Below are 15,528 nucleotides of genomic sequence, written 5' to 3' on the forward strand. Positions count from 1 at the left end.
CAACTTATAAATCCCCAAATACCAAATATTAATTCCCCAATCCCAAAGAACAACTACTAATTACCACATACCAATCTAATATGAATAGGGAAAATCCAACAATTAGCATAATTATTCCGAGCCACAATCGCAGTTCTTCGCTGCGGCGCGCTCTTGATGCTGTGCACTCGCAGACTTATCCGCTCGACCTGCTGGAAGTTATTGTAGTGGCAGATAGCTGCATTGACGATACTTTGGCAATGCTACAAGACTACAAACCTCCGTTTAAACTGCAGGTGATCGAGGTAAATTGCCGAAGTGCTGCCATCGCCCGCAATACAGGAGCGGCTTCGGCTACCGGGAAATTGCTGCTGTTTCTCGACGACGATATCGAAGCGCTGCCGCCTTTGGTGGAAAGCCACGCACGGGTTCACCGAGAGCGTCCAGGAGCGGCTGTCATGGGGCCCTATCCGCCTAAGTTGCACGGAGCAACTAGGTTTTTTGACGTGGAAGTGCGATCGTGGTGGGAAGAGAAGTTTTATCAGATGAGCCAACCTGGTCACCGATTTACTTATCAAGATTTGCTCAGCGGCAACATTTCTTTGGATGCAGAACTGTTTGCTCGTCTCGAAGGCTTTGATTCGGCTTTCGGGAACTGCGGCGGGGAAGATTACGAGTTTGGGCTGCGTTTGCTGAAAGCTGATGTACCTTTTGCTTTAGCGCAGGATGCTGTGGGCTATCATTACGAACACGAAACAAACAATCTCGATCGCTCTTTCCGCCGGTCTCGTCAGGAAGGGCGATCGGATGTTTTGATCGGCCGCCGACACCCGGAACTCAGACCGACGCTGCACATAAAAGACTACGAAACTCCTTATTTTTTGGTAGATAAGATTGTGGTGGCGCTCACGTTTTTCTGGCCGGCGGTTATGGATTGGCTGGCTGTGGGAGGCAGGAAATCTCTGGATTTGCTCGAAAGCTTGGGGATGCGGGAAACTTGGCGGTGGTTGCGGGCAAAATTGCGCGGTTATTGGTATTTGCGGGGTGTGATTGATGAGCTAAAAAGTCGCTCTGCTATTTCTAGTTTTATGCAAGGGGGCCCGGCCCGTTCTGATTTGGGCGGACATGAAATTAACATTGATTTGCAGCAAGGTTGGGAAGCGGCAGAAAGTCTACTGGACGCGGAACGACCGGCTGGGGTTTACCTGTATTACGACCAACTAACAGTCGGCCATATTTTTCCGCAAGCGGGGGCGGAACCGCTGCGGGGCGCTCACTTGCGATCGATTCTGGCGCTTCACTTTGCTCAACCGCTGGCTGGGGCGATCGCGGTTAACGGTATGCCCCGCAGTGCTGAAACGCTTGAAGAAAAATCTTTAGTTGCTTTTGAAACTTACGAGTTAGCCATTAATAGCTAAGTAAATAGGTGCAAATAAAGATTACAGGATTCGGGCAGGTGAGTGCCTTCATCTTCTCGCTTATATCTCGTTATGCTTAGCTAAACTAGCCCCTAGAAGATATTTTTTTTCGTGCATATCTACTGAATTCGGGGAAGTTAAACCAAAAACTCAAACCTCAAAAGTTGGGAAATTGGAAAATTGCCACCCCAAACTTAAAAGCCCCAAGTGAAAACTTTTCTATCTAGTGCCCGCTGCAAAATTTTCAGGAGCAAGTTATGGCAATAAAAGTTATGGAGATTGAGTTTGCCGAACAGATTAATCCGATTAGGCAACTCGAACAATACGAAGGAGTTCGGATTTTAGTTCGCTACCGGGGACGGCCTCTGGGCTGGGCTTATGTTAGTAACAATCCCTGGGAACAAACAATTTCCGCTGAGCGAGTGCGACAAACAATTGTGGATCAGTTAGGAAAAGAGTTGGTGCGATCGACTTTAGGAGAGCAGTTCGGCGCTGTTTCTGAAGCAGTGGCGGATGGCGACCTGCCGTCAATTAGTGTTGTCATCTGCACGCGCGATCGCACAGATTTGCTCAAAGGCGCTCTGGAAGCTCTGCTCGCCCTCGACTATCCCCAGCGCGAAATTATCGTTATAGACAACGCTCCTGCAAGCAGCAGCACCGCTGAATTAGTCGCGCGATTGCCGGTACGCTACGTCAAGGAAGAACGGCCAGGATTGGACTGGGCGCGCAATCGCGGGATCGCGGAAGCGCGGCATGAGATTATTGCTTTTACTGACGACGACGTGCGGCCCGATCGCGGTTGGCTGCGGGGTATTGCTTCGGCGTTTGCTGACCCAGAAATTATGGCCGTGAGCGGTTTAGTGGCGGCAGCCGAACTGGAAACCTTGCCACAACAGCAATTTGAACTGATATATGGCGGAATGCTGCAAAACCTCGACCGCCACAAAACCGACGGTAGCAAACTTTCTGTGCGGGAGTTGCTGTGGGCTAGCAAATACGGCGTGGGAGCGAATATGGCTTTCCGGCGGCAAGTTTTCGAGGCTGTGGGCAATTTTGATGTTGCTCTCGATGTGGGGACTGCGACTCGCGGTGGTGGGGATATTGAGATGTTTCATCGGATTTTGGCTAAGGGATACTCGACTTTTTATGAGCCGAGAGCTTTTGTGTGGCACTTGCACCGGCGCAGCGCCGATGCTTTGAGCCGACAGTTGCAGGATAACGGGCGCGGTTTTGGGGCTTATGTACTCACGTGCTATCGCAACCGGACTGTGCCGCGCTGGGAAATTTGGAAATTTGCTATGTTTCAGTGGCTTGGTTGGTGGCTGGTGCGCCGCTTGGGGTCTCCGGGTTGGCTGCCGCGCAAGTTGGTAGTCAGCGAGTTGCTGGGAGCTCTCGACAGTCCTTTTGCTTACAGAAAAGCGCAGTTGCAGGCGCAGCAGTTAGCTGAGATTGAGCCGGAAGAGCAACTACAATCTGAACCGCAGGAAGTTGCCGGAGGTGTGCGATGAGAAGTGTTCCAAAGCTGATTGACAGGCGCAAAATTGCTCATTTCTTCGATTTGCTGCGGGTGTTGGTCGATCGCGATATGAAATTACTTTACAAGCGATCGGCTTTGGGGATTGCTTGGACTTTAATCAATCCGCTGTTGCAGTTAGCTGTATTTTCCTTTGTGTTTCGTTCTGTTATACCGATTAACATTCCGCAATTTTCTTCCTTTGCTTTCAGCGGTTTGTTAATCTGGAGTTGGTCTCAAACCGCATTATTTCAAGCAACGGGATTAATTACCAACAATAAAGCGCTAATCAGACAGCCTAATTTTCCCACGGCAATTTTGCCGGTAGTCACTACTATGACTGGGCTAATTCACTTTCTGTTAGCTTTGCCGGTGTTAATTATCTTTCTGGCAATTGATGGCGTTCAGCCGAGTGCTGTGCTGTTTGTGTTGCCGCTGCTGATGGTTATTCAGTTTATTTTGACAGTCAGTTTGGCTTATCCCCTCGCCGCTTTGAATGTCACTTTTCGCGATACTCAGCATACTTTGGGCGTAGTTTTGCAGATGCTGTTTTACCTGACTCCGATTTTCTACGACCTCAACAGCGTCCCGAAACAATTTCAGCCTTTGTATCAGTTAAATCCTATGGTGCCACTGCTTGGAGCTTACCGCGCCATACTGCTCAAAGGTACGCAGCCGGATTGGCTGGCGCTGTTAATTGTTAGCTTGGTTGTGGCTGCTCTTTTGCCGATCGGACTGGGAATTTTTAGACGGCAAAGCAATACTTTTGTGGAGGAATTGTAAATGCGTCAAGCTATTGTTGTCAAGGGTTTGGGGAAACGTTTCAACCGCTACTCTGCCGATCGACCTTATACGATTATGCAGGCCGCTTTGGCGGGTTTTCGGCAGATGAAACCGCAGGCGCGTTTTTGGGCACTGCGGGATATCAATTTCACTGTTTCTCCCGGCGAAATGCTGGGAATTCTCGGCAAGAATGGCGCGGGAAAATCGACGCTGCTGCAACTTGTTGGCGGTATCGGCTATGCTCAAGAAGGAACTATTGAAGTTAATGGCAGAATTGGCGGTTTGTTGGATTTGGGTGCGGGTTTTCACTCGGATTTAACGGGCAGAGAAAATGTGTTTGTGGGTGCAGTGGTGGCCGGTTTGACTCGTCGGGAAGCTGCGCGCCGGTTTGATGATATTGTTGAATTTGCGGAATTGCAACAGTTTATTGATAGTCCGATGCGGACTTACAGTACCGGGATGCAAATGCGGCTGGCTTTTTCGGTGGCGGTTCACACCGATCCAGAAGTGCTGTTAGTTGATGAACATTTGTCGGTTGGTGATGTGGCTTTTCAAAATAAATGTTTGAACAGAATCACCGAGTTTAAGAATCAAGGATGTGCGATTGTTTTGATTTCTCACAACGCGACGCAAATTCATAAACTGTGCGATCGGGCTTTGTGGCTGAAATCAGGTGAAATCGTGGCTTACGGGGAACCGGAAGTGGTAGTCGGTCAGTATTTGTCGGAAATGCGCCCAGCAACCGAACAACGCACTCCCATGCGTCCTCCTGAAGTGACGAGTATGGGTTCACAACTGCGAATCAATGACAATCGCTTCGGTTCTTTGGAAGTAGAAATTACGGATGTTAAAGTGTTGCCGGATGATGAGATAAACAGTGGCGATTCTATTACTGTGGAAATTCATTATTCTGTACCGAAGCCAATTTCGGCTGCTATTTTTGGCGTGACAATTAGCCGGGAAGACGGTCAAAGTTGTTTTGAAACTAATACTAATCAAATGGGCAGATTGCTGCCACTGGCGGAAGGGAAAGGCACAATCCGCCTGCACGTAGACAGGCTGGATTTAGGCAACAGTCAGTATTATGTGAATCCTGGGGTTTACGAGAAGAGTTTTGCTTACGCCTACGATTATCATTGGCACCTTTATCCGCTGTATGTGCGATCGACTGTCAACCAAAAAACGATTCTTTGTCCGCCCTACCGCTGGGAATTTGATGGCAAAATGCAGGTTGCGGATTTACCAGAACCAGCCGAGAAAGTTCACGCATTGAATAAGGATAATCCCGCCTATGCCAAGATTTCGACTCAGTTGAAAAATAAGCAGGAACCAGACTTTTTAATTATTGGCGCTCAAAAGTGCGGCACGGAACCTCTATCCGGCTATCTCGCAAATCACTTGCAAATTATCAAAGATGGTTCCCGCAACATTCACTTTTTTGATTTGAATTTTGAGCGGGGCGTTGATTGGTACAGCAAGCAGTTGACGCGCAGTGTGGCGGATGAAAAGGTGTTGCTGTGGGAAATGACTCCTTACTATATTTATCATCCGTTGGTGGCAGAGCGGGTTTACAAGTGTTTCCCGGATGTTAAGCTGATTGTAATGCTGCGAAACCCGGTCAAACGAGCTTGGCTGCACTATCATTTAGAAGTGGCGATCGGCTGCGAAAAGCTGGATTTTGAAAAGGCGATTACTTCCGAACCCGATCGCCTAAAAGGTGAAATTGAAAAAATTAAAACCGATCAAAGTTATTACAGTTTCAACCACCAACATTATTCGTATTTGTCGCGAGGAATTTATGTTGAACAAATCAGGAATTGGCTTGATTATTTTCCGAGGGAACAGTTGCTAATTCTCAAAAGCGAAGATTTTGAGGCAAATACCGATAAAGTTTTTTCGGAAGTGTTAGATTTCTTGGATATTAGTGCGATCGCAAGTAAACAATATGAGATTAATGCGATCGAGGAGTACAGCAAAATACCAGCAGCAATCGAACAACAACTGACAGATTATTTCAAGCCTTATAATCAGGAACTATCTGATTTGTTAAAACAGGATTTTACTTGGAGTTAGAATTGGCAGGTTGGGTTCCGAGAACGAAACCCAACCCACCTCAAAATCTAGAGTTAATTATAATAATTGCAAAATGTTATGAAACGCATATTTCTCCTAGGCTCGCCTCGCAGTGGCACGACAATTCTTCAAAGCTTATTAGCTGCTCATCCCGAAGTTATTTCTTTTCCAGAATCTAAGTTTTTTCACTATTTGCTATACGATCAGTTTGCGGGAAAGTTGCCAGGTAGAATGGAAGCTTTTTTTAAGGATGAGATTAAACGTCCTGAACTTTTGAAAGATTTTGATGACAGCCAAACTGTGGAAGCTAAAGCTAGTTGGTTTGTGAGAGTTTTGGATGGTTTGGCTGCTGAACAAAAAAAAAGCATTTGGTTGGAAAAAACGCCGGAACACATATATTTTATTGATGACATAGAGCGCTTTTTGCCGGATGCGAAATTTATACATATTTTGCGAAACGGTATGGATACAATAGCTTCTATGTATGATGCTACTAGGAGTTTTAACGAATTGTGGGGCGCTGGTTGGGATTTAAACCACTGTATCTATCGGTGGGAACACGCGATGTTAACTAGCCACAAATACATTAATAAATCCAATCATATATTAGTTAAATATGAGGAACTTTTAGATAACAAAACACTAATTTTAGGACAAATTTGTAATTTTATGGGCATTGAATATGACGATACAATGCTCGTTAATTATCAAGAAAAAGCAGCCAAGCTAAGTTTAAATCTACCTTGGCATAAAGGAATTGAGAGAGATGTCAAAAGTAGTAACGTTCACAAATATCATAAAATTTTCACGCGAAATGAAATTAGATATATTTTAGAGAAAATTCAGCGAGTCCAGGGTGAAATGGCGTGGAAAGTTACGGTGGAAGTGAGCGAACCAATTTCGGATATTTACGCTTTGCAAATATGCGATCGCCTGTGCTGTACGATCCAACTAGAAGGAATTCAACTCGGTATTATTGAATTGCCTATTTGCGATGGCATGGTGGCGGCTGCGGTTTTGGCGGATGCGGTTGCAGCCCAGTTTGCTTGGCAAATTCTCGATCGCTTCTTTCAACGCAATCGCTGCGAAAAAGGCAATAAATTGTGGGAAAATTTGCTGGAACCATTGCACCCTAAACATGACTGGACGCTATTTATGCAAGAATTATGGGGGCGTCCGCATTGGCATTTGGAGGATTTCTACAAGCCTGAAATAGCTGAGAAAGTCCCAACAATTACCCTCGAAAAAGATTGGATTTCTGTAGAAGTTAGCGAGGAATTTGCTAATATAAAAGTTGAGCTTTCTGAAATAAATGTGCTGGTGAAAGTAGGCGGCGTTGCTGTCGGTATTGTCACTGTTGCGGTGGAAAATAATTTTGTTTCGGCTCAAAAATTGCGATCGACAATTAATCGAAATATGGGTTTTGAGTTGTGCATCGCCACCGTGCGAGAAGCTTTGCTGGGAAAACCACTCAACGGCAAGCAATGGCTACGATCGCGCTTAGCCTCTTGTGCTCAACAAAGGTCTAATTTGCCCGACTGGTTGAATGCACCGGGTGCAGGGGGCATTTACCCCCAAAATGCGGTGATGTTCGGCAGGCGATCGGGTGCGATCGGGACGAGTGTCAGCCGCCGCGCCTCACTCCCGGCGGCGGCGCTGCCGGAAATCGAGTCAGTCGCAGCAATCGCTGGGGAACCGACAATGCAAATTCCCCAAGAAAATAAGTTTCCAAAGCAAGTATTTTACGCACCGGAAATCATTGGCTCAAAATCTTCTTATCGGGAAGTTTCTCACTCCGTGAAACCTCAACTTTTGGACAACCATAGCGTTACACAAAAACTCCCGATTCTCTCCTACCGCCACATTTCTCCTGACGGTTTAGACGCAGTTACTCCCCAAATTTTTGAACAACAGTTACACAATCTCAAAAATCTGGGTTATTACAGTGCGAGTTGGGAAAATTGGCGAAGCGCGAAACTGGCTAAAACTCCTTTACCCGGTAAAGCTGTATTGATGACATTTGACGGCGGCTATCTCGACTTTTTCCAATATGCTTGGCCTCTACTAAAACGGTTTGATTTTACAGCAACTGTTTTTCTCGTAGCGGAGTCAATAGGAAAGACAAATAGTTGGGAAAAAGCGGAATTTGAAGAAGTGCCGTTAATGGGATGGTCGGAAATTTTGCAACTGAGGGATGCAGGGATTGAATTTGGTTCTATGTCTGCCACTCATCAACCTTTGACTCCATTGTCGCCGACAGAAATTGTGCGGGAGGCAGGCAAATCCCGTGCTATCTTGGAACGGGAATTAGAGAAACCTGTTAAATGTTTTGCCTATCCTTACGGCGATGTTGATCCAATTGTAGCGCATTTAATTGGAGCGAGTGGATATACTTTTGGTGTATCATATACATTAAATTTGAGCAGTTTTGAAGATTCTTTATTGTCGCTGCCGCGCATTCAAGTCACCGCAGAAAATGCCTTAAAATTAGCTTAGTCAATCAGCGAGATTTTTCCCTCAACTAACAATCTCTCAACGGACGCACCTTACAAGTGAAATTTATTAATCAATTCCTTGATTTTTCTCTGCAAATAACCGCCTAACCCTCTGGAAATTTTCTCAAATTTATAATAAAATAAAATATCCATCACATCTTCAGTTTTCATATACTTTAAATAAGAAATTATTTTATCGGTCAGTTCATCATTAACATCATCGATATACTTTCTCACCGCCAACCGTTCCGAAATATTCCATTTCCGATCAAACTTGCGGTGCATTTCCGTCTCATAATCCCGAAAATCTGAGATTTTCCCCTCCAAATACCTTTGAATATATTTCCCCGCGATTTGGGCACCATCCATCCCGTGTCTAATCCCTTCGCCACCCAAAAAATTTACTGTCGAAACACTATCGCCGATCGCAATTATATTATGCTTGCAATAAATATCCTTCAAACCACGACTATACTTCAGCATGGAACCGTGTTTGTCAAGAATTTTATAATTTTTAGACTTTAGATATTCATCAATCAGTAAATCAATATATTTTTTCAGCGGTGACAAATGCCTCAGTGTTTTCTGATCTAAAAAAATGCGGGCAGCACCAACTTTCAGCCTATTTTGTTCCATGGGAAATATCCAAGAATAACCTTTAGGCATCCATTTATCGCCCACAAATAAGATTAAATCACCGCTGTATTTATTGTAAACTTCTGGCTCTACTTCAATCAAATATTCGATTCCGGTTCCCGACAAAAAATCAGGCTTATCATTCTCTTTTTCGTACATAATCGCCCTAGCAAAGCCAGTAGCATCAACCAATACTTTAGTGCTAACTTTGATAAGTTGACCGTCGGATAACTGTTTAAACTCGACTGTTGTTTCGCTCTTGCTTTGTGAATGTCCGGTGTAGCGATAACCAAGCCAAACTTCACCGCCAAATCGCTCAACTTCGCTGGCCAAAAATGCTCTAAATTTAGCAAAATTGAGAACAACTCCCAAGCTTTCGGGAGACTCCCAAGTTTGACTGACTTTGCTAGTTTCAATAGTAAGTTTGTGCCAAAAACTGCCGATAACGGATTTAGGTAAATCGAATTTAGAGAGAGTTTCTAGAGGTGTAGCGGCGCTAGAAAAGTCATTTTTATAAAAATTGTCGTTTTGCTCTGCCAGCAAGACTTTGTGACCGGATTGGGCTAGGATTCTCGCGCAGTGACCGCCTGCTGGGCCTGCTCCGACTATTACTATGTCAAAACTTTTTAAATTCATTTTGCTTTTAACTCGCTTCCAATGTCAAAATACCCGCAGGCATATCAACTACTAACCGCCGAGTTTTCAGCCACTGGCGACCTATTAAAATTTCCGGTACTCCGTCACCCACATGAACGGGAATGTCAAATTCTAGGTAATCAATACGCACTTTTCCTACATAAAGTTCAAAATCAAATTCTCCCTTGGCTGTTCGCATTTTTTCTTGTTTCACATATGTCCAATCCAGTCCATCTAAATCCTGACTGTCCATTGCTAACCAGCCAGAAAAACCTGTATCAAGCAGAGCATCAACAGGTAATTCTAAGCCGTTATCAGCAATCAGTTCAAGTTCAAAAAATAGCTCGTCCTCATCACCAAATCTTCCTTGAATCATATTGTGCCACAAACTCCGGTTTCATTGATCCGAAAAACCTGCAATTTAGCTTTCGGGTATTTTTCATGGGCTATGTTTGCAACTTGCATATCATCCTTGTCGATAAAATATTCCCCGCTATCAGGTTCAACCGCCATGTACCAGTTGTAGTGGGTTTTAATCAATTCTGGTTTGAGGCGATCGAAAATTGGTTTGCAGCGCTGATAAAATGCTTCTCTTTCAGCTCGCCACTGGGCTTTTTTTTCTTCTGACCACTGAATTTCTGGGAACAATCTTCCCCGCCGCACGGTACGATTTGGTTTCACGTTAGTCATTGTTTTTTCTCCCTTATCCTCAAATCTTCCTTCAATCATGCTCCTCTTTCACTGTCATAGATCGGATGTCGAAGAGTAAGGTGCGCTAGGCACACCCTACAATTCTAGCTATTTACACGCTAACAGGAGCCTGTTTGCGGCTGAATGTTGCTAAGATACGATCGCACATTTGCGACGGAGTTAATCCTAAACTTGCAAATGATTGCTCTGGCGTTGCATGATCTACTAATTTATCCGGTACGCCCAGCCGCATCAGTGGCACGAGAACATTATTGTCGAGCAAAGATTCAGCAACTGCGGAACCGAAGCCACCCATCAAACAGCCTTCTTCCATTGTGACAACTTTGCCGATTCGCTGTGCTAAAGGCAAGATTAATTCGGTGTCCAAAGGCTTGACAAAACGCGCATTGATCACAGTTGCTTCAATACCGTGTTCGCTCAGCATCTCGGCAGTTTGCATTGCCGGATAAACCATTGAACCGTAACCCAAGATCAGCACATCGTCGCCGTTGCGGAGAATTTCCGCTTTGCCGATCGGCAATTCTTCCCAACCTTCCTCCATCAAAGGTACGCCGTAACCGTTGCCACGCGGGTAACGCATCGTGATCGGGCCGCTGGTGTGGTTGATTCCCGTGACTATCATCCGCTGCAATTCTGCCTCATCTTTTGGTGCCATAACTACCATATTTGGCAGGCAGCGCAAGAAGGCAATGTCGTACATTCCTTGGTGAGTGGGGCCGTCAGCACCGACAATGCCGGCGCGATCCAAACAGAAGAAAACTGGCAAATTTTGGATGCAAACATCGTGAATTATTTGGTCATAGCCTCGCTGCACAAATGTCGAGTAAATTGCCACAACCGGGCGCATTCCTTCGCAGGCTAAACCAGCGGATAAAGTCACGGCGTGCTGTTCGGCAATCCCGACATCAATGTACTGTTTCGGCAATTTTTCATGAAGTTTATCCAGGCCTGTTCCGGTTGCCATCGCAGCGGTAATGCCGACAATTTTGGGATTATCTTCTGCTAGCTTGACCAGGGCGTGGGCAAAGACTTTCGAGTAAGCTGGAGGCTTGGGTTTAGTGGAGGGAATGCCTTTGCCGGTAGCTAAGTTAAAGGGATTTTGGGCGTGATATCCTACTTGGTCTTTTTCGGCGATCGCATATCCTTTGCCCTTCACCGTCACAACGTGAACCAACACTGGCCCTTGGATAGTATGAGCTTGTTTGAAAGTGGTAATTAACTCTTCCAAATTGTGTCCATCTACCGGGCCCATGTAAGTAAAGCCCAATTCTTCAATTACTGCTCCAACTTTCGAGACTGCTAAGCGTTTCATCCCTTCTTTGAGGCGTTCCATTTCTGGAGTAAAAGTTTCGCCGACAAAGGGAATGTGCTTGAATTGTTCCTCTAAGTTATCTTTGAGAAACTGCACCGGTGGCGACAATCGCATCTTGTTCAAATACCGCGTAATTGCGCCGACGTTGGGCGAGATTGACATCTCGTTGTCGTTGAGCACAACTAACAAATTGGTTTTCGGCATATGGCCCGCGTGGTTGATGGCTTCGAGTGCCATGCCGCCAGTCAATGCGCCGTCGCCGATGACTGCTACAGTTTTAAAGTTTTCCCCCTTGAGGTCGCGCGCCATCGCCATTCCTAACGCTGCGGAAATGCTTGTGGAAGCGTGACCTGCACCGAAGTGGTCAAATTTGCTCTCGCAGCGCTTGAGATAGCCTGCAACGCCGTCTTTTTGGCGTAGGGTGTGGAATTGGTTGTAGCGGCCGGTGATTAATTTGTGAGGATAAGCTTGGTGGCCGACATCCCAAGTAACTTTGTCGCGATCGAGGTCGAGTGTTTGGTAGAGTGCTAAGGTCAGTTCGACTACACCCAATCCTGGGCCGAGGTGGCCGCCGCTAGCGGCTACAGTTTCTAAATGCTTTTCTCGAATTTGTCGGGCAATTTGTTCGAGTTGATGAATCGAGAGGCCGTGTAATTGGTTTGGGTGAGTCAGTTCGCTGAGATGCATATTTTAAAATCTTGCTCCTGTGAATCAGGACGAATCCTTAACAGATATAGGTTGTGCCTGCGAGGTTGGGTACGCGCAAACGTTAGAATAGTTTAACGGTTATTTGAGAAAAACTGTTAGGCGTAAGATTTTTGTTATTTTTAGCCTGGTAATTATAGTTAATAAATTGTGCGCCGTCAAGATAAAAAAAGCTTATCTTGTTAGTTGCTAATCGCTAATTGTTAGCTGCACGGAAATTATTAAGCATTTTTAACTACTTTTTGTAGTGATGGCTGACTTTTTAGCCATCTTGTTTCTGCAAGCGGACTATGATACAAAATCATTAACTGTGATGGAAGCATCTCATATTTGTAAAAACACTTCTTCTGGCTCAAAACTCCAATTTCTAGCTTGGCTGCAAAAGTGAGATGCTCCCCTGTGATACCAATTTTTTATGAGATTGCATAGAATCCGATCACCCTGGCGCCCCCCTTAATAAGGGGGGGACAAGATTGTTCTCAAAGTCCCCCAACAACCAGGAGGATTTAGGGGGATCGAGATATGTGCAACTTCACATTAAATTGGTATGAAGTGTGATTTATATACAGCGTATTCCAGGTTTATAAAGCACACCGCGCAAAACCAGGTTTCTTTACAGTTCTCGCATCCTTACTGATTCTGTTCAAAAAACCCGGTTTCTCGCGATCTACATCTACATGGAATATGCTGTAAATCAACGACCTCTAGCAGAAATCATTCCATTTACACTGGGAAAGTTTTCCCGAATTTGGATAGTAGAGAGCTGCGACTCTCGAAGCATTGTTTTGTAAGCTCAAAGTGGATTCGGGCGACGGCGAGAGACTCTCGCTTACTCTGCTGATGGCAAAGGAGTTTCCGCTTCTTCCGGCGGCGGAATTTCCGCAGGAGTCGATTCCGGCGACGGCGAGAGACTCTCGCTATCGGGCGGCGGAATTTCCGCAGGAGTCGATTCCGGCGACGGCGAGGGACTCTCGGCCCCGGGCGGCGGAATTTCCGCAGGAGTCGATTCCGGCGACGGCGAGGGACTCTCGGCCCCGGGCGAGGGACTCTCCGAAGGACTTGGGGCGGGAGTTTCCGGCGGTGGTGGAAGTTGTGCGGGATCTGGCTGCGGGCTTTGGAGGCTTTGCACCCACAAACCTAAACCGCCGCCGGCTAATATCAGCCCCAACACCCCCAGTAGGGGCAGCGGCAGCTTGGATCGCCGTTTTTGAACTGGTTCCGGGGCGGGGGAAGTTTCGGGGTACAACAACTGTTTGGACGATTCTGAAAGCTGAGATTCTGGAATCCTCCCGGACTTCTGGAGGGACGCAGCGACGAGGGAAGGCGGCAGCGACACCGAGGCTGACACTGGCGCTGACGCCGGCGCTGAGGCCACCGCCGGATCAAACAGTACCAATCTCTCCGGCGACATCCGACAGTGAGTCGCTACCACGGAGGTGTTGTCATAACCATTTTTCTCGTTGGCGAGACGAATCCAAGACTGAACTGCCGCTTCCAAAGACATTTTGCCCTCAAGCACCTCTGGGCCATAATTCTCCCAAGATTTCTCTACCCAGTCGTTGTCGCTCAAACCGTCGGAACACAGCAGCAGTAAGCCTTCCTCTTCCACAATAAATCGCTGAATCGTCGGGCGCAGGAAATCGGCATCCCGCGTGCCCAAAGCTTGAGTCAGGGCTCCTGCATCCGATCGCAGTTGAGTCTCCCAATATAAACAATGTCCTAGCTGGACTTCCCTTGAGGCTACGTCGTCGTCCACAGTCAGCCGGTGACAGTAATTTCTGCCAATCCAATAAGCGCGGCTGTCTCCAACATTGACTAAATAAAGTTCGTGGCTGTTATTTGAGGGCAAATCCTCGGAATTTTTCACTTTTTGAGGCAACTGGAGGGCCATCACCAAAGTCGTCCCCATCCGTTGCCGCAACTCTTTTCCCTGCTCATTATTTTGAGCAGAAATCACATTATTCACAACTCGGACTATTTCTTCGAGTTGCTTGATCACCATTGTTGGCGTCATCAACTCTTCTTGTTGAGCAATTTCTGCGAGCAAATTTTGGATTAAAGCTTTCAGGGATTGCACGGCTAATTGACTGGCAACTTCTCCTCCTTCGTGGCCTCCAACCCCGTCGCAAACCATTGTTAAGTAAGGAATTAATTTCTCGCCCCCTGAAGTTTTGCTAAATTGAAAATCAGCAGCAACCGGATAGCAACTGTCTTCATTTTGGGAGCGCTGTGGCCCGGTATCAGTCATGCCGACTACTTCTAAGTGCAGAGGCAATTGAGCGGCTTGTTCTAATAGTAAATCGTTTAGTTCCAGGGCGATCGCGTCGAAATTCATGCTGCTGCGGCGCATAAACTGACAAATTTCTCCGAGTTTCGACTGCACCTCGGGTTGCGCTGATTCCACCAAACCTGACCACACATCTCCCAAGTCCCGTAGCGTCGGTACAAAATTGCCCCGGTGCAGTTCCAGCAGGCGTACCCGCCAACCTTCCACCCGCAAATTTTCCGGTACCAGCAAACTCGAAGCGACTCCCTGTTCCGATAGTCGCGCCCACAGTTGGAGCATTTGCCACAGCCAGTAAACTTGGCGCGCGGCGGTTGTCCCAGACCAAGCTTCTAAAATAGAAGGATACAGGCGACCGAAATTATTGATGGGCACATTTTCCAACAACAGCACCTCTGTCGCTTCCGGTGCTTCCCCTAGGGAACAAAAACCGTATACTTCCGGCGTATGCAGCCGTTGGGGATACAAATGCAGGTAAGGCATAATCGTATCCGGCAGTTGTTCCGGGACGCTCGGAGGCAAAGCTGGACGGCTGTCGAGCCAGATTTGGGGTGCAATGACAAAGTATCGATCGGCTATTACCTTACCCGTCGGCACTTCCTCGGCTGCTTGCCCCACCACCCACACATAGCGATAAATTAAATCCGTTTCGCACGCTGCACAGTGCTGGCGGCCAAAGGTATTGCGGGGATCGGGACAGCTAAGATTCGGGCAATAAATGGGTTCGGAGAAACTGCTGATCATATCGAAATAGTTTGTGTAAAAAGATTCTGAAGATATATGATTCGCCAGCCCAAATTCATGAGCTTGAGAATAAACTGATTTTAGCCCCTATCAATTTCTTAACTGCCTTTGGGCCCCTAGAAATTGTAGTTTCTGCCAGTCTGCACCGGCTTAAATTGTAATTTAAGTTACTAAACTCAGACTTGGAGTACGATGGAAGCCTCAACCTGGTACCGCTGCGCGAAAAATCGCTCTGAGGG

The 15,528-nt window shown here is 46.5% G+C and carries 10 protein-coding genes; 5 read left to right on the plus strand and 5 right to left on the minus strand.

The annotated features are described in order from the left end of the window. Positions 1–80 precede the first annotated feature (80 nt). From QUA03_RS00660 to QUA03_RS00680, 5 genes are all read left to right on the plus strand, one after another. Entirely contained in the window at positions 81–1,397 is a 1,317-nt protein-coding gene (locus QUA03_RS00660; protein ID WP_333208859.1) for a glycosyltransferase family 2 protein, read from the plus strand. 257 nt (positions 1,398–1,654) lie between these two features. Next, positions 1,655–2,905 carry a glycosyltransferase gene (locus QUA03_RS00665; protein ID WP_333208861.1) on the plus strand — a complete coding sequence of 417 codons (1,251 nt, stop codon included), beginning with the start codon at positions 1,655–1,657 and terminating at the stop codon, positions 2,903–2,905. Next, the gene (locus tag QUA03_RS00670; protein WP_333208862.1) at positions 2,902–3,693 is read left to right on the plus strand and encodes an ABC transporter permease; all 792 of its coding nucleotides are present in this window, start codon (positions 2,902–2,904) and stop codon (positions 3,691–3,693) included. The genes QUA03_RS00665 and QUA03_RS00670 overlap by 4 nt, the downstream gene beginning before the upstream one ends. After that, on the plus strand, positions 3,694–5,766 hold the full coding sequence (locus QUA03_RS00675) for an ATP-binding cassette domain-containing protein (protein ID WP_333208864.1): 2,073 nt from the start codon (positions 3,694–3,696) through the stop codon (positions 5,764–5,766). Between the two features lie 78 nt (positions 5,767–5,844). Beyond that, positions 5,845–8,262, plus strand: a complete 2,418-nt coding sequence (locus QUA03_RS00680; protein WP_333208865.1) for a sulfotransferase — start codon at positions 5,845–5,847, stop codon at positions 8,260–8,262. A 50-nt stretch (positions 8,263–8,312) separates the two neighbouring features. Here QUA03_RS00680 and QUA03_RS00685 read toward each other — a convergent pair whose 3' ends face one another. From QUA03_RS00685 to QUA03_RS00705, 5 genes are all read right to left on the minus strand, one after another. Beyond that, a complete protein-coding gene (locus tag QUA03_RS00685) occupies positions 8,313–9,533 on the minus strand; it encodes an NAD(P)/FAD-dependent oxidoreductase (RefSeq protein WP_333208868.1) in 1,221 nt (406 codons plus the stop codon). A 7-nt stretch (positions 9,534–9,540) separates the two neighbouring features. Beyond that, positions 9,541–9,909 (minus strand): aspartyl protease, encoded by a 369-nt coding sequence (locus tag QUA03_RS00690; RefSeq protein WP_333208869.1) that lies wholly within the window; start codon positions 9,907–9,909, stop codon positions 9,541–9,543. Further along, positions 9,906–10,223 (minus strand): hypothetical protein, encoded by a 318-nt coding sequence (locus QUA03_RS00695; protein ID WP_333208870.1) that lies wholly within the window; start codon positions 10,221–10,223, stop codon positions 9,906–9,908. The genes QUA03_RS00690 and QUA03_RS00695 overlap by 4 nt, the downstream gene beginning before the upstream one ends. Before the next feature lie 112 nt (positions 10,224–10,335). Next, positions 10,336–12,243: a 1-deoxy-D-xylulose-5-phosphate synthase gene (gene dxs / locus QUA03_RS00700; RefSeq protein WP_333208871.1), complete on the minus strand. Its 1,908-nt coding sequence runs from the start codon at positions 12,241–12,243 to the stop codon at positions 10,336–10,338. An 847-nt stretch (positions 12,244–13,090) separates the two neighbouring features. Beyond that, positions 13,091–15,289 carry a protein phosphatase 2C domain-containing protein gene (locus QUA03_RS00705; protein WP_333208872.1) on the minus strand — a complete coding sequence of 733 codons (2,199 nt, stop codon included), beginning with the start codon at positions 15,287–15,289 and terminating at the stop codon, positions 13,091–13,093. Positions 15,290–15,528 lie beyond the last annotated feature (239 nt).

The organism is Microcoleus sp. S36b_A4, from assembly GCF_036700645.1.
Lineage (GTDB): Bacteria > Cyanobacteriota > Cyanobacteriia > Cyanobacteriales > Microcoleaceae > Microcoleus.